The sequence below is a fragment of the Corynebacterium sp. LK2537 genome (assembly GCF_040946485.1).
Lineage (GTDB): Bacteria > Actinomycetota > Actinomycetes > Mycobacteriales > Mycobacteriaceae > Corynebacterium.
In genome coordinates this window covers 111,725-130,610 of sequence record NZ_JAYWLQ010000001.1, presented here as the reverse complement: position 1 = coordinate 130,610, position 18,886 = coordinate 111,725, and the positions used below count along the sequence as shown (strand labels likewise).

16 protein-coding genes are annotated in these 18,886 nt (G+C 66.5%); 6 read left to right on the top strand and 10 right to left on the bottom strand.

Translation table 11 applies throughout. The annotated features are described in order from the left end of the window. The first annotated feature begins 32 nt into the window (after nt 1–32). Together tpiA and secG are read left to right on the top strand one after the other, a co-directional pair. Nucleotides 33–815: a triose-phosphate isomerase gene (tpiA, locus tag VVS03_RS00630; RefSeq protein ID WP_368533988.1), complete on the top strand. Its 783-nt coding sequence runs from the start codon at nt 33–35 to the stop codon at nt 813–815. A 188-nt stretch (nt 816–1,003) separates the two neighbouring features. Beyond that, on the top strand, nt 1,004–1,237 hold the full coding sequence (gene secG, locus VVS03_RS00625; protein ID WP_368521174.1) for a preprotein translocase subunit SecG: 234 nt from the start codon (nt 1,004–1,006) through the stop codon (nt 1,235–1,237). A gap of 141 nt (nt 1,238–1,378) precedes the next feature. Here the strand turns inward: secG and pgl are convergent, their stop codons facing one another. From pgl to tkt, 5 genes are all read right to left on the bottom strand, one after another. Beyond that, nucleotides 1,379–2,137 carry a 6-phosphogluconolactonase gene (pgl, locus tag VVS03_RS00620; protein WP_368533989.1) on the bottom strand — a complete coding sequence of 253 codons (759 nt, stop codon included), beginning with the start codon at nt 2,135–2,137 and terminating at the stop codon, nt 1,379–1,381. Between the two features lie 17 nt (nt 2,138–2,154). Continuing rightward, nucleotides 2,155–3,087 carry a glucose-6-phosphate dehydrogenase assembly protein OpcA gene (locus VVS03_RS00615; protein WP_368533990.1) on the bottom strand — a complete coding sequence of 311 codons (933 nt, stop codon included), beginning with the start codon at nt 3,085–3,087 and terminating at the stop codon, nt 2,155–2,157. Between the two features lie 27 nt (nt 3,088–3,114). Continuing rightward, nucleotides 3,115–4,647 (bottom strand): glucose-6-phosphate dehydrogenase, encoded by a 1,533-nt coding sequence (gene zwf / locus VVS03_RS00610; protein ID WP_368533991.1) that lies wholly within the window; start codon nt 4,645–4,647, stop codon nt 3,115–3,117. A 163-nt stretch (nt 4,648–4,810) separates the two neighbouring features. Next, a complete protein-coding gene (gene tal, locus VVS03_RS00605; RefSeq protein ID WP_368534548.1) occupies nt 4,811–5,908 on the bottom strand; it encodes a transaldolase in 1,098 nt (365 codons plus the stop codon). A 56-nt stretch (nt 5,909–5,964) separates the two neighbouring features. After that, nucleotides 5,965–8,040, bottom strand: coding sequence for a transketolase (gene tkt, locus VVS03_RS00600; RefSeq protein ID WP_368534064.1), 2,076 nt, complete (start codon nt 8,038–8,040; stop codon nt 5,965–5,967). Nucleotides 8,041–8,621: 581 nt separating this feature from the next. On the opposite strand from tkt, the gene VVS03_RS00595 reads away from it, so the two are divergent. Continuing rightward, the gene (locus VVS03_RS00595; RefSeq protein ID WP_368534065.1) at nt 8,622–9,551 is read left to right on the top strand and encodes a heme o synthase; all 930 of its coding nucleotides are present in this window, start codon (nt 8,622–8,624) and stop codon (nt 9,549–9,551) included. Between the two features lie 108 nt (nt 9,552–9,659). Here VVS03_RS00595 and VVS03_RS00590 read toward each other — a convergent pair whose 3' ends face one another. The 5 genes from VVS03_RS00590 to mptB form a co-directional block, all read right to left on the bottom strand. Then, the gene (locus VVS03_RS00590) at nt 9,660–10,625 is read right to left on the bottom strand and encodes a quinone oxidoreductase (RefSeq protein WP_368533993.1); all 966 of its coding nucleotides are present in this window, start codon (nt 10,623–10,625) and stop codon (nt 9,660–9,662) included. A 19-nt stretch (nt 10,626–10,644) separates the two neighbouring features. Then, nucleotides 10,645–11,709: a COX15/CtaA family protein gene (locus VVS03_RS00585; protein WP_409338157.1), complete on the bottom strand. Its 1,065-nt coding sequence runs from the start codon at nt 11,707–11,709 to the stop codon at nt 10,645–10,647. 73 nt (nt 11,710–11,782) lie between these two features. Next, nucleotides 11,783–12,595, bottom strand: a complete 813-nt coding sequence (locus tag VVS03_RS00580; protein ID WP_368533994.1) for an ABC transporter permease — start codon at nt 12,593–12,595, stop codon at nt 11,783–11,785. Nucleotides 12,596–12,606: 11 nt separating this feature from the next. Further along, entirely contained in the window at nt 12,607–13,539 is a 933-nt protein-coding gene (locus tag VVS03_RS00575) for an ABC transporter ATP-binding protein (protein ID WP_409338386.1), read from the bottom strand. Between the two features lie 6 nt (nt 13,540–13,545). Next, entirely contained in the window at nt 13,546–15,309 is a 1,764-nt protein-coding gene (mptB, locus tag VVS03_RS00570; RefSeq protein WP_368534547.1) for a polyprenol phosphomannose-dependent alpha 1,6 mannosyltransferase MptB, read from the bottom strand. Nucleotides 15,310–15,497: 188 nt separating this feature from the next. On the opposite strand from mptB, the gene VVS03_RS00565 reads away from it, so the two are divergent. Genes VVS03_RS00565 through sufD form a run of 3 tightly spaced genes read left to right on the top strand, consistent with a single transcriptional unit; the run spans nt 15,498 to nt 18,865 of the window. Continuing rightward, nucleotides 15,498–16,217 (top strand): helix-turn-helix transcriptional regulator, encoded by a 720-nt coding sequence (locus VVS03_RS00565; protein ID WP_368519302.1) that lies wholly within the window; start codon nt 15,498–15,500, stop codon nt 16,215–16,217. A gap of 30 nt (nt 16,218–16,247) precedes the next feature. After that, nucleotides 16,248–17,693, top strand: a complete 1,446-nt coding sequence (gene sufB / locus VVS03_RS00560) for a Fe-S cluster assembly protein SufB (RefSeq protein WP_368526515.1) — start codon at nt 16,248–16,250, stop codon at nt 17,691–17,693. Nucleotides 17,694–17,698: 5 nt separating this feature from the next. Then, nucleotides 17,699–18,865 carry a Fe-S cluster assembly protein SufD gene (sufD, locus tag VVS03_RS00555; protein WP_368521169.1) on the top strand — a complete coding sequence of 389 codons (1,167 nt, stop codon included), beginning with the start codon at nt 17,699–17,701 and terminating at the stop codon, nt 18,863–18,865. Nucleotides 18,866–18,886: the final 21 nt, after the last annotated feature.

Below are 18,886 nucleotides of genomic sequence, written 5' to 3'. Positions count from 1 at the left end.
ACGTTTAAACCCTAAGAAAGGACCACCACGTCATGGCACGTAAACCGCTCATTGCGGGCAACTGGAAGATGAACCTCGACCACATCGAGGCCATCGGTTCGGTGCAGAAATTCGCCTTCTCCTTGCCGAAGGAATACTACGAGAAGGCGGACGTGGCCTTCCTCGTGCCGTTCACGGATCTGCGCACCATCCAGACCCTGGTCGACGGGGATAACCTGAAGATCACCTACGGCGCGCAGGATGTCTCCCGCCATGAATCCGGCGCTTTCACCGGTGAGGTCTCCGCCCACATGCTGGCCAAGCTGGGCGCCAGCTGGGCCATCGTCGGCCACTCGGAGCGGCGCCAGTACCACTACGAGACGGACGAGACGGTGGCGCAGAAGTCCGCGGCGGCCCTGAGCCAGGGGCTTAGCCCAATCGTCTGCGTGGGCGAGCCGCTGGACGTGCGCGAGGCCGGTACCCACGTGGACTACGTGGTCAACCAGACGCGCAACTCGCTGGCCGGTCTGGACAAGGAGCAGCTGGCTAAGGTTGTCGTGGCTTACGAGCCGGTCTGGGCTATCGGCACCGGCAAGGTCGCCTCCGCCGCCGACGCGCAGGAAGTCTGCGCCGCCATCCGCGGCGTCCTCGGCGAGCTGGCCGGCCAGGAAACCGCGCAGCAGATGCGCATCCTCTATGGCGGCAGCATGAAGGTCGATTCCGCGGCCGAGCTGGTCAGCCAGCCGGACGTGGACGGCGGCTTGGTCGGCGGTGCCTCCCTGGTGGGCGAGGACTTCGCCAAGCTGGTGGCCAACGCCGCCAACGCCGTCCAGTAGCAGTCGCGCCCGCCCCGGCACCGTGGATCTCTGGTGCCGGGGTTTCGGCGAGGCGCTGCTACTGCCGTAGTGGCAGGTGGTGTAGACTAGCCGGAGTACTTCAAGCGCTGGAGCGTGGCGCGCGCGTTGCGTGCTCCCGCTGACCGGCGCGCGGACCTTTCGGCCTTATCGAGAAGCAAGGAATTTTAATGACCCTGGCATTGCAGATCATTCTGGTTATCGCAGCAGTCTTGATGTCTGTGTTCGTCCTGCTCCACAAGGGCAAGGGCGGCGGCCTGTCGAGCCTGTTCGGCGGCGGGGTGCAGTCCAATCTGTCCGGTTCGACCGTCGTGGAAAAGAACCTGGACCGAGTTACCATCGTGATGGTCATCATCTGGCTCGGCTGCGTGATCGGCCTGAACCTGATCACCGCCTTCAGCTAAACCGCCCAACGCGGCGTGAGCCGCCGCGGTAGCTACCCGCCGAAACCTAACACCGCCTAGCTGGCCAAACCAGCTAGGCGGTGTTTGCGTCTTTTAGTGTCTATGGTGTCCTCTTGGGGCCGCCGGGCGGGCGGCCCGGGACTAATCGCGGGCGGCGTCGTCGGCCAGGTAGAGGCGGGTAGTGCCCGCGCCTTGGGCGCCCGCGGCCGGCCAGTCGAGGAAGTCCGCGCCGTCGATGACGTGCTGGGCGGCCTCGGCCTTTTCCGCGCCGCTAACCAGCAGCCACACCTGCTCGGCGCGGCGGATGGCCGGCAGGGTCAGGCTGGCGCGCTCGGCCGGCGGCTTGGGGGAGTCGGTCACCGCCACCACGAGGCGTTCTTCCTCGCGCACCGCCGGGGTGTGGGGAAACAGCGAGTTGATATGGCCCTCGCCGCCCATCCCCAGAAGGTGCAGATCGAAACCGCGCGGGGCGTACTCATCCAGCACCGCGGCGTAGTCCTCGGCGGCCTGCTCGAGGTCGGCCGCGCCCAGGCCGTAGCCGTGGACGTGGGAATCCGGGATGCCGACGTGGTCGAGCAGGGCAGCGCGCGCCTGCCCCTCGTTGGACTCGGGATCGTCGACGGCCACGTTGCGCTCGTCGCCGAAGAAGATGTGTACGCGGGACCAGTCGACCTGCAGGGCCGGGAAATCCTCGCCCTGGGCCTGCGCGGCGTCGGCGAACCGGCGCAGCTGCTCGAGCATGCCGATGCCCGCGCTGCCGCCGGTGAGCACCACGCGGGCGACCCCGTCGCCGTGGCGGCCGCCGCCGGGCGCCTGGCAAGCGGCAACCAAATCGATGAAGTCGAGTGCGGCCTGCTCGGTGAGGGCGGCCTTGTCCTTGACGCGGCGAATATCGACCATGTTGGGTGCCTTCCTGATTAGACGTAGCTCACGCGCGGCAGGGCGCGCAGAGCGTTGGCGAAAATCTGATCGGTGTCCAGGTGGCGCAGCTCCTCGGCGAGCACCTCCGCTTGGGAGCGCACGCTCAGGGCCACCAGCGAGGTGGGCGAGTTCGGCACGGCCAGCTCGACGCTGCCGTGGTCGACCACCGTGAGGCTGATGTCGCCGGAGTCCCGGTGGAAGATGAGCTTGGAGATGGGGAAGTGGTGGTGCAGGCTCGGGTCGTCCGCGGCGCGGCGCACCGCCACGCCCAGGCGATCGGCCAGCCAGCCGGCGGCCAGATCCACGGCCGGGTGCGACTTGGGGCCCGAGATGGTCACCGAGCCGACCGGTTCGTGCGGCAGGCGGTCCAGGGCGGAGGCGACGATGCCGCGCCACAGGGTGATCATCGCCCAGGACATGTCGGAGTCGCCCGGCTGGTAGCCGTCAGAGAGCAGCTGGAGCATGTCCGGGGTCGGGCCTTCGGAATGGGCGATATCGGTGATGCGGCGCTGCGCCAGGCTGCCGATGGGAGCCTCCGCCGGCGAATCCGGGTAACGGGTCGGCCACCACGCCACAATCGGGGTATCGGGCAGCAGCAGCGGGGTGACGACGGCCTCGGCCTGGTGGGCGAGCTCGCCGTGCAGGCGCATAATCACGATCTCGGAGGCACCGGCCTCGCCGCCGACGCGCAGCTCCGCGTCCAGGCTGGTGTCGGCCTCCGGGTCCTCGGAGATGACGACCAGCACGCGGGCCGGGTGCTCGTGGGAGGCATCCCGGATGGAGTCGAGGATGACGTTGATGTCATCGCCCTGGTACGCGGAGACAATCAGGGTCAGCACGCGGCCGGTGGTCAGCGTGTAGTGCTCCTGGGCCTCGACCAGCTTCTTGGAGATGTCGCGCGTGGTGGTATCTGGCAAGGGGATAATCATGGCAAATCTCTCTTTTCGCTCGAGCTCTTAAGGGCGGCGCCAGGAGTGGCCCCGGCGGCGCAGCATCTTGTCGGCGGACTCCGGGCCCCAGGTGCCGGCCGGGTATTCGTCCGGCTGGCCGGCCTCGGCCCAGTAATCGAGGATCGGGTCCAGGATTGCCCAGGACAGCTCGACTTCCTCGTTGGTGGGGAAGAGCGAGGACTCGTCCAGCAGGGCGTCGAGGATCAGCCGCTCGTAGGCCTCCGGGGATTCCTCGGTGAAGGCCTCGGCGTAGGCGAAGTCCATGTTCACGTCGCGGACCTCCATGGTCGAGCCCGGCACCTTGGAACCAAAGCGCATGGTCACGCCCTCGTCCGGCTGGACGCGGATGACCACGGCGTTTTGTCCCAGGGCGTCGGCCTGGCCGTTCTGGAAGGGCTGGTGCGGGGCGTGCTTGAAGACCAAGGCAATCTCGGTCACGCGACGCCCCAGGCGCTTGCCGGTGCGCAGGTAGAACGGCACGCCGCCCCAGCGCCGGGAGTTGACCTCTAGCGTGCAGGCCGCGTAGGTCTCCGTCGCCGACTCCGGATCGAAGCCGTCCTCCTCGCGCAGGCCCTTGACGTATTCCGAGCCCTGCCAGCCGGCGGTGTACTGGCCGCGGGCGGTGGTCTTGTTCAGCGGGTGTACCGGCGTCGTGGCGCGCAGCACCTTCGTCTTTTCTGCCTGCAGGGCCTCCGGCTCGAAGGAGGAGGGCTCCTCCATGGCCACCAGCGCTAGCAGCTGCAGCAGGTGGTTCTGGATGACGTCGCGGGCCGCTCCGATGCCGTCGTAGTAGCCGGCGCGCCCGCCCAAGCCGATGTCCTCGGCCATGGTGATCTGCACGTGGTCGATATAGTGGGCGTTCCACATCGGCTCGAAGATCTGGTTGGCAAAGCGCAGTGCCATGATGTTCTGCACCGTCTCCTTGCCCAGGTAGTGGTCGATGCGGAAGACCGACTGCTCCGGGAAGACCGCGTTGACGACCTCGTTGAGCTCCCGGGCCGACTTCTGGTCGTGGCCGAAGGGCTTTTCGATGATGACGCGGCGCCACGTGTTGTCGGAGCTGTTAGCCATGCCGACGCGCTCGAGCTGGTGGCAGATGCTGGAGAAAAACTCCGGCGGGACGGACAGGTAATAGGCCCAGTTTCCACCGGTACCGCGGGCGGTATCCAGCTCGCTCAGGCGGGCCGAGAGCTTGTCGAAGCCGGCGTCGTCGAAGCCGCCCGTGACGAACTCGACGCCCTGGGCCAGGTGTTGCCAGACGTGCTCGCGGAACTCGGTGCGGGCCCCGTCCTGGACGGCCTTGAGGACGTAGTCGGCGAACGCCTGCTTGTCCCAGTCGCGGCGGCCGTAGCCGACCAGGGTGAAGCCGGCCGGCAGGAGGCCGCGGTTGGCCAGGTCGTAGATGGCCGGCAGGAGCTTCTTCCGTGCCAGATCGCCGGTAACGCCGAAGATGACCATGCCGGAGGGGCCGGCAATGCGGGGTAGGCGTTTGTCTCTTTCATCCCTTAACGGGTTGTCCCAGGAACTGGGGTCTGACACGGGAAATCCTTTCGCCGGAGATTAAGAAGACAATATTTATTTTAAGGTTGCGGTTACCCATTGTAGCGAGGAGCGCACCGCCGGTTTACTTCGGCGGTGCGCTGCGAATCGCGGCCTGAGGGAGGGACACAACGCCCACCTTCAGGCGGGCGGAGGAGCGGCCCTAGAGCTTCGCGGACATGGTCTCGAGCAGCTCGTTCCAGGAGGCCACGAACTTGTCGACGCCCTCCTGCTCGAGTTGCTCGTAGACCTCCTCGAGGGAGACCAGTTGGGCCGCGCGCCCGCAGGTGCTGTTCGCGGTCTCCAGCATGCCGGTCAGGGCATCGCCCAGGCGCACGTCCGCGTCCAGGAACGCGTCCAGGGTGGCCTCCGGCATGGTGTTGACGGTCTCCGGGCCGGCCAGCTCGGTTACGTACAGGGTGGCCGGGTACTCCGGGTTCTTCACGCCGGTAGAAGCCCACAGCGGGCGCTGGAAGTTCGCCCCGGCCGGCAGCGGATCCGGGGCGGGCAGGCGCTCCGGGTGGAGGAAGGCGGACTCGAAGAAGCCGTAGCAGAGCTTGGCCTCGGCCAGGCCGACCTGGCCGCGCAGCTTCAGTGCCTCCGGCGTGCCGATTTCCTCCAGCCGCTTGTCGACCTCGGTGTCGATGCGGGAGATGAAGATGGAGGCGACCGAGAAGATCTTGGTCACGTCCAGGCCGGCGGCCTCCGCGCGGCGGATGCCCTCCTTGTAGCGGTCGACGACCTTGACGTAGCGCTTCAGGGAGAAGATCAGGGTCACGTTGACGCAGATGCCTTCCGCCAGCGCGTCCTCGATGGCCTGCAGTGAGCCGTCGGTCGCCGGGATCTTAATCATCGCGTTGGGGCGATCGACCTTCTTCCACAGGTCGCGGGCCTGGTTCAAGGTGGCCTCGGCGTCGTCGGAGATGCGGGGGTCGACCTCGATGGACACGCGGCCGTCCTCGCCGTTGCTGTCGACGAAGACGTCGTGCAGCTCGTCACAGGCGGCGCGCACGTCGTCGATGGCCAAGCTGTAGACGGCCTCGTCCACGGCCGCGCCCTGCTCCTTGAGCTTAGCGATGTCGGCGTCGTAAGCCGTGCCCTGGGACATGGCCTTGGCGAAGATGGTCGGGTTGGTCGTCACCCCGACCACGCTCTTGGTGTCGATGAGTTCGCGGAGGTTGCCGGACTGCAGACGCTGGCGGGACAGATCATCCAGCCACGTCGAGGTGCCCATCTGGGCGAGCTTGTCAACGTTGTTCATGTGCGTTCTCCTTAAGGAAAATCTCGGATTGGGTAGCTCGGTCGGGCGGGTGAAAACTAGGCGCGGGCGGCGGCCAAGGACTCCTGGGCAGCCTCGACGACGGCCTGGGCGGTGAAGCCGAACTTCTCGAAGAGCTCCTCCGCCGGGGCCGAGGCGCCGTAGTGCTCGAGGGAGATGTTGCGGCCGAAGGTGCCGGTGTACTTGTGCCACGGCTGGGCGACCGCGGCCTCCACGGAGACGCGGGCCCGGACCTGGGCCGGCAGCACCTGCTCGCGGTACTCGGCGTCCTGCTCCTCGAACCACTCCAGGCAGGGGGCGGAGACCACGCGGGTGGGCACGGACTGCTCCTCGAGCACCTGGGCGGCCTCGACGGCGTACTGGACCTCGGAGCCGGTGGCAATCAGGATGACCTCGGGCTCGCCGCCGCTGGCCTCGACCAGGGTGTAGGCGCCGCGGCGCACGCCCTCGGCGGCCTTTTCCGCGGTGCCTTCCAGGATGGGCAGGTTCTGGCGGGTCAGCGACAGGCCCTTCGGGGCGGCCGGGCGCTCCAGGGCGGCGGCCCACGCCTGGGCGGTCTCGTTCGCGTCCGCCGGGCGGATGACCGCCAGGTTCGGCACGGCGCGCAGGGCGGCCAGGGTCTCGACCGGCTGGTGGGTCGGGCCGTCCTCGCCCAGGCCGATGGAGTCGTGGGTCCAGACGTAGTAGGTATCCGTGGACATCAGGGCGCCCAGGCGGATGGCCGGGAACTGGTACTCGGAGAAGATCAGGAAGGTACCGCCGTAGACGCGGGTGTTGCCGTGCAGGGCGATGCCGTTCATGATCGCCGACATCGCGTGCTCGCGGATGCCGAAGTGGAGGTTGCGGCCGTAAGGCTGCGCGGACCAGGTGTCGGTGGCGATGGCGGTCGGGCCGAAGGAATCCGCGCCCTTGATCACGGTGTTGTTGGAACCGGCCAGGTCGGCCGAGCCGCCCCACATCTCCGGTAGGGCAGCGGCCAGCGCCTGGATGGTCGCCTCCGAGGCCTTGCGGGTAGCCAGCGGCTTGTCCTCGGTGGACCAGATCGGCAGCTCGGCCGCGAAGTCCTCCGGCAGCTGGCGGGCCTGCATCCGGTCGAAGAGCTGCTTGGCCTCCGGGTTCTTCTCTGCCCAGGCGTCGAAGCGCTGCTGCCAGTCCGCGTGGGCCTGCGCGCCGCGCTCGACCAGCCCGCGGGTGTGCTCGAGCACATCGGCGTCGATGTGGAAGGTCTCCTGCGGGTCGAAGCCCAGGATCTCCTTGGTGGCGGCGACCTCCTCGTCGCCTAGGGCGGCGCCGTGGGCGCCACCGGTGTTCATCTTGTTCGGCGCCGGGTAGCCGATGACGGTCTTAACCCGGATGAAGGAAGGCTTGTCGGTGACCTTCTGCGCCTCGCGCGCCGCCTTCTCGATGGCTACGACGTCCTCGCCGGACTCGACGGTCTGGACGTGCCAGCCGTAAGCCTCGTAACGGGCCACGACGTCCTCGTTGAAGGCGATGTTGGTGTCGTCCTCGATGGAGATGCGGTTGTCATCCCAGAAGACGATCAGGTTGCCCAGCTGCTGCGTGCCCGCCAGGGAGGAGGCTTCGGAGGTCACGCCCTCCTGCAGGTCGCCGTCGGAGGCGATGACGTAGACGAAGTGGTCGAAGGGGGACTCGCCGGCGGGGGCCTCCGGGTCGAACAGGCCGCGCTCCTTGCGGGCGGCCATGGCCATGCCCACGGAGGACGCCAGGCCCTGGCCCAGCGGGCCGGTGGTGATTTCCACACCGTCGGTGTGGTGGACCTCCGGGTGGCCCGGGGTGCGCGAACCCCAGGTGCGCAGGGCTTTCAGATCGTCCATCTCCAGGCCGAAACCGCCCAGGAAGAGCTGGATGTACTGGGTAAGGGAGGAGTGGCCCACGGACAACACGAAGCGGTCGCGGCCGGCCCAGTCCTTATCCTGCGGATCGTGGTTGAGGATCCGCTGGTACAGCGTGTAGGCCAGCGGCGCGAGCGACATCGCGGTACCCGGGTGCCCAGAACCGCAGTTCTGCACGGCGTCGGCGGCCAGTACGCGGATGGTATCGACTGCCCGGGTGTCCCGGTCGGTCCAATCCTCGGGGTAGCGGCGCTCGGTCATGGCCTGCAGCTCAGGCGACAAGGTAATTTCCGACACGGTAAATGGTCCTTACTAGCTCGGTGTTTTCGACATAGAAAAATTCCTCCCTCAGTCTAGTGAACTTTGCGGTCCCAAGGGAGCACCTCCGGGCGCATCTACCGAAGCCGGGGGCGAATTGTGCGGCGGGCGCGGCAGCCGGCCCGGTGGAGGGGCGCCGTACTGGTGCGGCGCGCACTCGCGCTGAGCTGGGGCCAAACCGCACTTGGCCGCCCGGGGGCCGGGCGTTCGGTGGGCTGCCGGCGGCCGGTACCGAGGTGTCTCGACACGGCAGCGGAGAGAATTTAAGGTTTATCAGCCAAACGTTGTAGGCTGGCAGGGATAGGAAAGGCTGGGGCTGGATCAGCGCGCGCTTTTTCGCGGCGCGCCTCGTCCGACTAAAGCCCTGTAGTAGTCTTCCCACCCGCCGGCGTTGTGAAGTTGGTAACGAGTCACGGCGTGCGCGGAACTATCGCCCGCGAAGGGGTGACCACTTAACTGCGGCCTTTAGCGGCCGCCTATTGACCACCAACCCGCTCGTGCCCAGGACGCTGGAGGATGATTCCTTGGAGACCATCAAGGCCTATATTGCGCTGACTAAACCGAGGATCATTGAGCTCCTCCTCGTCGCAGCAATTCCGGCGATGCTCCAGGCGCAGCGCGGTCTCGAGGCCGTCAGTGACAATATCTGGCTCATCCTCTCCACGCTCTTCGGCGGCTGGATGGGCGCGGCGGCCGCCCACACGTTCAACAACGTGGTGGACTACGACCTCGATCAGAAGATGCAGCGCACCCGCGCCCGCCCGCTGGTCCGTGCTAAGATCAGCAAGCGCAACGCTGCTATCTTCGCCTGGATCATGCTGGCGCTGTCCATCTTCTGGCTCGGGGTCATGGCCAACTCCTGGCTCGCCGCCTTCTTTGTCATCCTGACGAATCTGTTCTACGTCTTCGTCTACACGAAGTTTTTGAAGATGCGCAACGCCCAGAACATCGTCTGGGGCGGGCTGGCTGGCTGTATGCCGGCGATGGTCGGCTGGGCGGTCATCAAGGACAACGCCCCGGCCGACGAGCCGGGCCAGTGGTGGCAGGCCATCGTGCTCTTCCTCATCATCTTCTTCTGGACCCCGCCGCACACTTGGGCGCTGGCCATGAAGTATAAGGAAGACTACCGCCGCGCTGGCGTCCCGATGTTGCCCGTGGTGGCCTCCGACCAGGAGGTCACCCGCCAGATCGTCTGGTACACCATCGGCACCGTCATCGTGTCCTGGCTCATCGTCCCGGCCACCTCCTGGATCTACCTGGTGGTCGCGGTGCTCTCCGGTGCGGCCTTCCTGTGGATGGCCATCCGCCTGCACCAGGGCGTCAAGGGCGGCCAGACGGTCAAGCCCATGCGCTTGTTCATCTACTCGAACAACTACCTGTCCGTGCTCTTTATCGGCCTGTCCATCGACGCCATCCTGGGCTGGCAGACCGTCGGCGAGGCCCTCGGCTTCTAGTAGGCCCTCCGGCCCGGCTTAACAAATAAGGAAACCCAGCCCGTCTGACCTCCCCGTGGATATCTCCAACGGGCGGAAGGCGGGCTGGGTTTTTGGGTGCTTCGGGCGCTAGGCGCGGGGGTTTAAGACGATGGAGCCGGTGGTCTTGCGGGCCTGCAGGTCGCGGTGGGCCTGCTCGGCCTGCTCGAGAGGGTACTCGTTGCTCACGCGCAGGGTCAGGTGGCCGCTGCGGATCATCTCGACGACGGCCTGGGAGCGCTTCTGGAACTCGGCATCGGTAGCCGTGTAGGCGGCCAGCGACGGGCGGGTCAGGAAGATCGCGCCGTGGGTGTTGAGCACCTGCGGGTCGATGGGCTCGACCGGGCCGGAAGCCGCGCCGAACAGGCAGACCGTGCCGCGCGGGCGGACGACCTCGAGGGACTCCTGGAAGGTGGCCTGGCCGACGCCGTCGTAGACCACGTCGACGCCCTGGCCGCCGTTGAAACGGCGGACCTGCTCGGCCAGCACGTCGGAGTAGCGGAAGACCTGGTCCGCTCCGGCCTCGTAGGCCAGCTGCTCCTTCTCATCGGAGGAGACCACGGAGTAGACCGTGGCGCCCAAGTACTTGGCCATCTGGGTGGCCAGCAGGCCTACGCCGCCGGCGCCGGCGGTAATCAGGCAGGTGGAGCCTTCCTCCAGCTGGTAGACGCCGTGGGTGAGGTAGTGCGCCGTCATGCCCTGCAGCATCATGGAGGCGGCGATATTCAGCGGGAAATCGTCCGGTACCTGGGCCATGCGGTTGCGGTCCACGCAGACCTGCTCGGCGTAGGAGCCGAAGGCGTGGTGCCAGGCCACCAGGGTGCCCTCGGCGATCTCGCCGCGCGGATCGTGGCTGACGCGGCCGACGCCTTCCAGGCCGAGGATGAACGGGACGTTGGCGTTGTAGATGCCCTCGCGGTAGTAGGTGTCGATATAGTTAACCCCCGCCCGCTCGACATCCACGAGAACCTCGTTGTCGCTGGGGACGGGGGCATCCACGGACACGTACTCCAGTACTTCCGGGCCGCCGGTGCGCTTTACTTGAATAGCATGCATACACCCACGTTAACTGTTTTTAGCGCGCGGCGAGGGCAGCTTGGCGATCCGCGTAGTGCTTATCACCCTCGATCGAGCCCGTTTTGAGGCCCTCGGTGCCGCCGGTGCGGACGAAGCCGTAGGCATACAGAGCCGCGGTCAGGGCGGTGACGAGGGAGGACATCCCGATGTGCACCGGGATGGTCCAGCGGGGGATGCCCAGGCGGAACTGGATGACACCGATGGCCCACTGAATCAAAATAGCGACCACCAGGTACCAGCCGATGTTGCGCGGGCGGGCCGCGACCCGGTTGCGGTAGAGCAGGATGATGACGACCAGGGTCAGGGCTAGGTAGACGTACATGCACATCGCGTGGACCACGGCCATGGACTCGGTGTCTAGGTGGAGGCGGCCCAGCATGCCTTCCTCGGCGTCGCCCGCGTGCCGGCCCGAGCCGGTGACGAAGGTGCCGGTAATCAGCACGACGGCCAGGGCGGCCGCGGCGACGGCGGCCAGGTTGCGGATGGTACGCGGGAAGGCCTGGGTCGGGGTGCCGTCATCCGGCTGGCGCAGGCGGGTATACAGCAGCGCGGCGATCCAGACCAGGACCATCGACGGCAGGAAGTGCATGGCCACCGCCCACCACTTCAGCTTCAGGAAGACCGACAGGGCGCCGATAAGCGCCTGGACGAAGATGCCGGCGACCGAAATCCAGGCGTAGACCTTGAGCTCCTTGCGGCGGCGCGCGCGGTGCATGGCGAAGGCCGCGGCTAGGGCGGCGGCCAGCACCACGAAGGTCAGCAGGCGGTTACCGAACTCGATGAACTGGTGGATCAGCGGGGCCGTGCCCTCCAGCGGCACCAGCGAACCGGGGTGGCAATTGGGCCACGTCACGCAGCCCAGCCCGGAGCCGGTCACGCGGACGATGGAACCGGAGACCGTGATGCCGCCCTGGCACAGCAGCAGGATGAACGCGATGATGCGCTGCTGGCGCAGGCTGGGCACGCCGTTCCGGACGAAATTGCCCAGGCGGGAAAAGAACCCGGGGCGGGTATCGCCCGAGGCGGGGGAAGCAGAGGTTGTCACGTTGTCACTCACGGTCATTAGGGTACTCCGTATGGGGTCGAACTAAAAAGAAAAGTAGGGGTCAAGCTGGGTTTTTAGAAATAACTCACACTTAGCCCTCGAATCGGAACCATTTGGCCGCCGCCAACGACGCTGCGCCTGCCCAGGCGGCCAAGACCAGCATCTGCACCCAGGGTAGGTGACCGGCGAAGGCGTCGGCCAATCCACCCGCCAGGGCCACCGTGGGCACCACGTTGAGGAGCCCGTTGGAGCCGAGCCCCTGGCTGTACATCGCCCAGCCGACGACGCCCAGTAGCAGGAACCAGATGAGGTTGGCCAGCGCCAAGACGATCTCCGACGACAGCGTCCCGCCCAGGATAAGGCCCAGCGCGGTGAAGGTCGCCACGCCGAACAGGAGGATGACCAGGGCGAGCAGCACGCCCACCCAGCTGGTCCTAAAGCCCAGGGCCACGGCGATGACGCCCAGGACGATCACCTGGACGGTGACCATGGAGAGCACCGCCATGATCTTGCCGGTCACGATGGTCCAGGCGGGCACGCCGGAGGCGCCGGTGCGCTTGAGGGCGCCGTAGCGGCGGTCGAAGGCCAGGGAGATGGCCTGGCCGGTAAAGCCCGCGCTGGTGGCGGCTACGGCCAGTACCATCGGGAAGATCTGGTCGAGGTGAATCTCGTCTGCCAGCAGCGGCATCCGGGCCGCGCCGAAGAGCAGCAGCGCCGGGATGATGATGCTGAGCAACAGCTGCTCGCCGTGGCGGAGCATGAGCTTGGATTCAATGAGCCCTTGGGCCCAGGCGAGCTGAGCCGCCGATGCCCGCTGCGGTGCCGGGCGGAAGGTGCCCGGCGGGAAGTCCGCAGCGCGCCCGACGGCCCGGGCGGAATCAGCAGGTGTGGTGGGTGTATCCATGGTTATTCCCCTTAACTGCGTAGTTCGCGGCCGGTGAGATCGAGGAAGACATCCTCGAGATTGCGGTGGGCGGTGTCGATGCGGTGGGCGAGGACCCCCTGGCCGGCCAGCGCCTGGGTCAGCCGGGCGAGCAGCTCCGGCGTGCCGGCCGCGTGAACGCGGTAGTGCAGGGGACGGACGAGGTCGAGCCCGATGCCGCAGTCGCGGGCAAAGCGATCCACGTCGATGGCCTCGTCCGTGGACAGCGTTACCTGCGGGTTCGCGGTGCGGGTCATCAGCTCGCTGGGTGTTCCTTCGGCGATCAGCTCACCGCGGTCGATGATGGCGATATAGTCCGCCAGGGCTTCGGCCTCGTCCATGAGGTGGGTGGTCAACACGATGGTGGTGCCGTCGCGCTTGAGGGCATCGATAAGCCGCCAGACGGCCAGCCGGGATTGCGCGTCCATGCCGGCGGTTGGCTCGTCGAGGAAGACCAGCTCAGGTCGGGAAATAATCGCCAGCGCCAGCGAGAGGCGTTGCTTCTGGCCGCCAGACAGCCTGCGGTAGGTATTGCGGGCTACGCCCTCGAGGCCGAGCAGCTCCATCAGCCAGTCCGGGTCGTGGGGGTTCTGGTTGTAGCTGGCGGCCAGGTGCAGCATCTCGCGCACGCGGATGCCGGAATAGGAGCCCCCGCCCTGGAGCATGATGCCGATCCGGGCGCGGACCTGGTCGGCCTGGGACGTCGGATCCAGGCCTAGGACCCGGATGGACCCGGAGGTCGGGGCGATGAAGCCCTCGCACATTTCAATGGTGGTGGTCTTGCCGGCACCGTTGGGGCCGAGCAGGCAGAGCATCTGACCGCGGGGAACCCGCAGGTCGAGCCCGTTGACGGCGGGCTTGCCGCTGTAGGTCTTGTGCACCCCGCGGAGCTCTAAAGCTAAAGATCCATCGAAAGTTTTAGTCACACCGCTCTACCTTAGGAGATCAACCCGCGATCGGCGTAATAGCACCCACCAGATTCCGCCGACTATGACGAACATTACCGCCGCAGCGAGGTAGATGAGCAGGATAGTCATCGGCGGCAGGCCCAAGCCGCGGGGCAGGACGAAGAAGCTGACGATGGCCGAGTAGCCGACCACCGCGGCGCGGAAGACTAAGCGGTTGGCCCACGCGGCCAGCGGAAAGACCGCCCACAGGATGTACCAGGGGTGGACCACCGGGAAGAAGACGACCAGCACCAGCGTGGAGACCCCGAGCCCGCCGACGGGGTGGATGGAGCCGCGGAAGGTGGCGAAAAGCATGCGCACCATGAAGACCCCGGCGACCAGGACGCCCAGGGTGCGGGTGACCGAGAGGATGGCGTCGGTGTGATCACCCAACCCCAGCTGCATGCCGAGGAAGCCGGCGCCCACGCCCACCGAGGTGGTCGCCGACATCCAGGAGCGGATGGTGGCCGCGCCGCCCTGGCCGGTGATCCACCCCAGGCCGATACCCGTGAGCACGGTAATCACGGCGATGGTCGCAATAAGTAGGGCCAGGTGGGTGGCGGCGGACAGGGCGATGGCCCGCAGCGGGCTGGCGCCGCGGTGGCGGACCAGCGTGCGCGCCAAGGTCATGCCCACGAACCCTAGGGCGATAAAGCCGGTGACCTTGACCATGCCGGCGCAGGAGATGAGCGCGACAGACAAGGCCAGGTAACCGGCGATCGCGCGGCCGACGGGACTACTAAACCCCGCGCTAGTCGGGAGGTCAGTTACCCGGTCGGCGGTCCGGAGGCCGAACTCGACGCCGACCAGGATGAGCCCCAGCATGATCGACTCGTTGTGGATGCCGCCGATGAGGTGGAGGACCGTCAGCGGGTTGAGGATCCCCAACCACAGGGCCGTGGCCACCTTGACCCGGCAGCGCAGCGCCAGCCGGGTCAGCGCCCAGCCGGCCGCGCCTACGCCGAGGATGGACAGCAGGCGGTGGGCGATAACTCCCAAGAGAATGGAGTCCTGGGTCAGCCAGCTGACCGCGCCCGCCAGGCCCAGGGCGACCGGCCCGTACGGGGAGGGTGAGTTGGCCCAGATGAACGGCACCGACCGGGCGAGCTCGTTTTCCGGGCCCAGCAACTGGACCGGCCCCGCCGAGTAAGGGTCCAAGCCATCGACGACGATGGAGCCGTTGGCCAGGTAGGAATAGATGTCCTGGGTGAACAGGGGAGCGGTCAGGATAAGCGGGATGACCCAGCCGGCGAAGGTGCGCCACAAAAGGTGCGGCGCCACGGCCGGGTGTTGCCGCTGGGCCCGGCGCAGGGGCGCGCCCACGTAAGGCGCCATCAGCACCCAGGCGAGCACCAGGAGGGCCACGCCCAGGAAGACCAGGGCGGAAGCGGTCTGCAGCATGCGGGACATCAGCGAGCCGAAGGGGACGTTGTCGTAGGGGTTGCCCACCACGGGCACGGCACCCGCGCCCAGGCCGCCGAAGGCGATAAGGAGCGCGCCGACGGTGCCCATCCACCGGAGGATGAAAAAGCCCCGCAGATGGTTGACGGAATATCGCCCCCGGCTACCCCCCGCGGGATCGACCGGCAGGAGGTCGAAGCGGGCGCCTCTTTCGCCGCCTGCAGCGCGCTCTGCGCGGGCCTCCGGCTCATTGCTGGTGTGCAGCAACGCCGACCGAGAACCGGCCGTGCCCAGGCGGGGTAGCGCGGATCTCAGGGATCGGAGACCGTCGGCGAAAATCTGTTTCATCGGCGTCTACTTTACGCACTCCACCCGCGGGGGCCCGCGGGCGGCACGCCGATAACCAGCGTTGGTGGCATTCGGGAATGAATTAGGGAACACTAGTGTTGTCTAAAGTGTTAGCCCCGGTATCGAGGTGGCTGACTCGGATACGACTTGTTAGGTGTGCACGGCTAGTGCGCAAGGAGGTGGAAGACATGACGAACAAGGCGCGAGCTGCCGCGGCGGCGAGCCCGGCAAAGGAGTCTCGCTCCACGGAGGGGGACACCCGCCGCCAAGTCATGCTTCTGCTGCTCAAGGACGGTCCGGTCACCGCTTCGTACCTGGGAAAGCGCCTGGGGCTTTCCGCCGCGGGCGTGCGACGCCATCTAGACATCCTGGTGGAAGAGGATTTGACGGAGGTAGTCCACCGCCGGCCGCACCCCAAGTACGGGGAACCGGCCGGGCGCGGGCGCCCCGCCAAACATTTCCGCCTCACCGACAAGGGGCGGGCCCAGTTCGGGCACGCCTACGACGAACTCGCCTCCGAGGCGCTGACCGCCCTCCGGGAAGTCGGCGGCTCTGCGGCCGTCAAGCAATTTGCGAAAGCTCGCATGGAGCGGTTGCTGGCGGACGTGGAACCCTTGGTCCAGGAGGGCGAATCCGTGGAAGAGATCGCGGCGGAGCTCGCCGCGGCCTTGGACGACCACGGCTACGCCGCCACCGTGACCAGCGCAGGCCAGGGAGTGCAGATTTGTCAGCACCATTGCCCCGTGGCTCACGTGGCAGCGGAGCATCCCGAGTTGTGTGAGGCGGAGCAGGAGGTCTTTTCCGCCCTGTTAGGCAAGCACGTGCAGCCTTTGGCCTCCATTGCGGACGGCCACGGTATCTGCACGACTAACATCCCCTTGACACCAATTTTTAAACAACGCAACTAATCTTCACATGCAGTGAGAAAGGAGCGGGTCATGACTCAGGCACAATCTGCGCCGGGTACCGAGGCCAAGATGACCGATGACGAGATCATCGAGTCCATCGGTGCGTACGAATATGGCTGGCACGACTCGGACGTGGCCGGTGCATCGGCACGACGTGGGCTGAGCGAGGAGGTCGTTCGCGACATCTCCCGCCAAAAGAACGAGCCCGAGTGGATGCTCAACCAGCGGCTCAAGGCCCTCAACATCTTCGAGAAGAAGCCGATTCCCACCTGGGGCGCGGATTTGTCCGGGATCGACTTCGACAACATTAAGTACTACGTCAAGTCGACCGAGGAGCAGGCCCAGACCTGGGACGATCTGCCCGCCGACATTAAGGAAACCTACGACAAGCTGGGTATCCCGGATGCGGAGAAGCAGCGTCTGGTGGCTGGCGTCGCCGCCCAGTACGAGTCCGAGGTCGTCTACCACCAGATCCGCGAGGACCTGGAGCGCCAGGGCGTTATCTTCGTCGACACCGACACCGCCCTGCGCGAGCACGAAGAGCTGTTCAAGGAATACTTCGGCACCGTCATCCCGGCCGGCGACAACAAGTTCTCCTCGCTGAACTCCGCCGTCTGGTCCGGTGGCTCCTTCATCTACGTTCCGCCGGGAGTCCACGTGGACATCCCGCTGCAGGCATATTTCCGCATCAACACGGAAAACATGGGGCAGTTCGAGCGCACCCTCATCATCGTCGACGAGGACGCTTACGTGCACTACGTCGAGGGCTGCACCGCGCCGATTTACAAGTCGGACTCCCTGCACTCCGCCGTCGTGGAGATTATCGTCAAGAAGGGCGGCCGTTGCCGCTACACGACCATCCAGAACTGGTCGAACAACGTCTACAACCTGGTGACCAAGCGCACCAAGTGTGAAGAGGGCGCGACCATGGAGTGGGTCGACGGCAACATCGGCTCGAAGGTGACCATGAAGTACCCGGCCGTCTGGCTGACCGGCGAGCACGCCCGCGGTGAGGTGCTCTCCGTCGCCTTCGCCGGCGAAGATCAGTTCCAGGACACCGGCGCGAAGATGACGCACATGGCGCCGCACACCTCCTCGAACATCGTGTCCAAGTCCGTGGCCCGCGCCGGCGGGCGCGCGGCCTACCGCGGCTTGGTTCAGGTCAACCAGAACGCGCACCACTCGACCTCCAACGTGGAGTGCGACGCCTTGCTGGTCGACAGCATCTCGCGTTCGGACACATACCCCTACAACGACATCCGCAACGACCACGTGACCTTGGGCCACGAGGCGACCGTCTCGCAGGTGTCGGAGGAGCAGTTGTTCTACCTGATGTCGCGCGGCATCGCGGAAGAAGAAGCAATGGCTATGATCGTGCGCGGTTTCGTTGAGCCTATCGCGAAGGAGCTCCCGATGGAGTACGCCCTCGAGCTCAACCGCCTCATCGAGCTACAGATGGAAGGATCGGTGGGCTAGTCCCGATGGTGAACTCAAACGAATTTTCTGCTCGTAAGAACCCGAACCAGGTCACCAAGGGTGATCTCTTCGGTTCCTTCGACGTGGCGGACTTCGACATCCCGAAGGGTCGCGACGAGGTGTGGCGCTTTATCTCCCTGCGCAACCTCCGCGGCCTGCACAACGGCGAGTTTGCTGAGGCCGTAGCCCAAGACGTGAAGGTCACCGGTCCGGACGAGGTCCGCACCGAGACGGTCGCTCCCACCGACGAGCGGCTGGGCCGGGCCGGCAAGCCCACCGACCGCGTGGCTGCCCAGGCATGGACCTCCATGCCGGAGGCCCAGGTCGTGACCATCGAGCCGGAGGCCCGGCTGGAGGAGCCGACCATCGTGACGATCACCGGCCGCGGCGACGGCGTTACCAGCTTTGGCGCGACCTCTATCGAGGTCGGCCACCACGCCGAGGCGACCGTCGTGCTCAAGTACGAGGGTTCCGGCACCCACGCTGACAACGTCGAATTCGTCATTGGCGACGGCGCCCACGTCACCGTGATTGTCGACGCCGACTGGGAAAACGACGCCGTCCACCTGTCGCACCAAGCAATCAAGATGGGCCGCGACGCCACCCTGCGCCATAACTCCGCCATCTTCGGCGGCGAGATCGTGCGCATCGTCCCGCGCGTGACCTTCAGCGCCCCGGGCGCCGACGTCGAGCTGCTCGGTGTCTACTTCGCGGACTCCGGCCAGTACTTCGAGAACCGCATGCTGGTCGACCACTCCGTGCCGAACTGCCGCTCCCGCGTGCTCTACAAGGGCGCGCTGCAGGGCGACAAGAAGGCCGAGTCTCGCACCTGCTGGGTGGGCGACGTGCTCATCCGCGCCGACGCGCAGGGTACCGACACCTATGAGACGAACAACAACCTCATCCTGACCGACGGTGCGCGCGCCGACGCGATCCCGAACCTGGAGATCGAGACCGGCGAAATCACGGGCGCCGGCCACGCTGCCACCGTCGGCCGCTTCGATGACTTGGAGCTGTTCTACCTCATGTCCCGCGGTATCCCGGAGGCAGAAGCCCGCCGGCTCATCATTCGCGGCTTCTTCAACGAGGTCATCAACCGCATTCCGGTCGAGTCCCTGCGCGAAGAGCTGGAAAACCGTGTTTCTGACGAGCTAGCGAAGATCAACGCCTAGCGCCCCTGCTGAAACCCACGC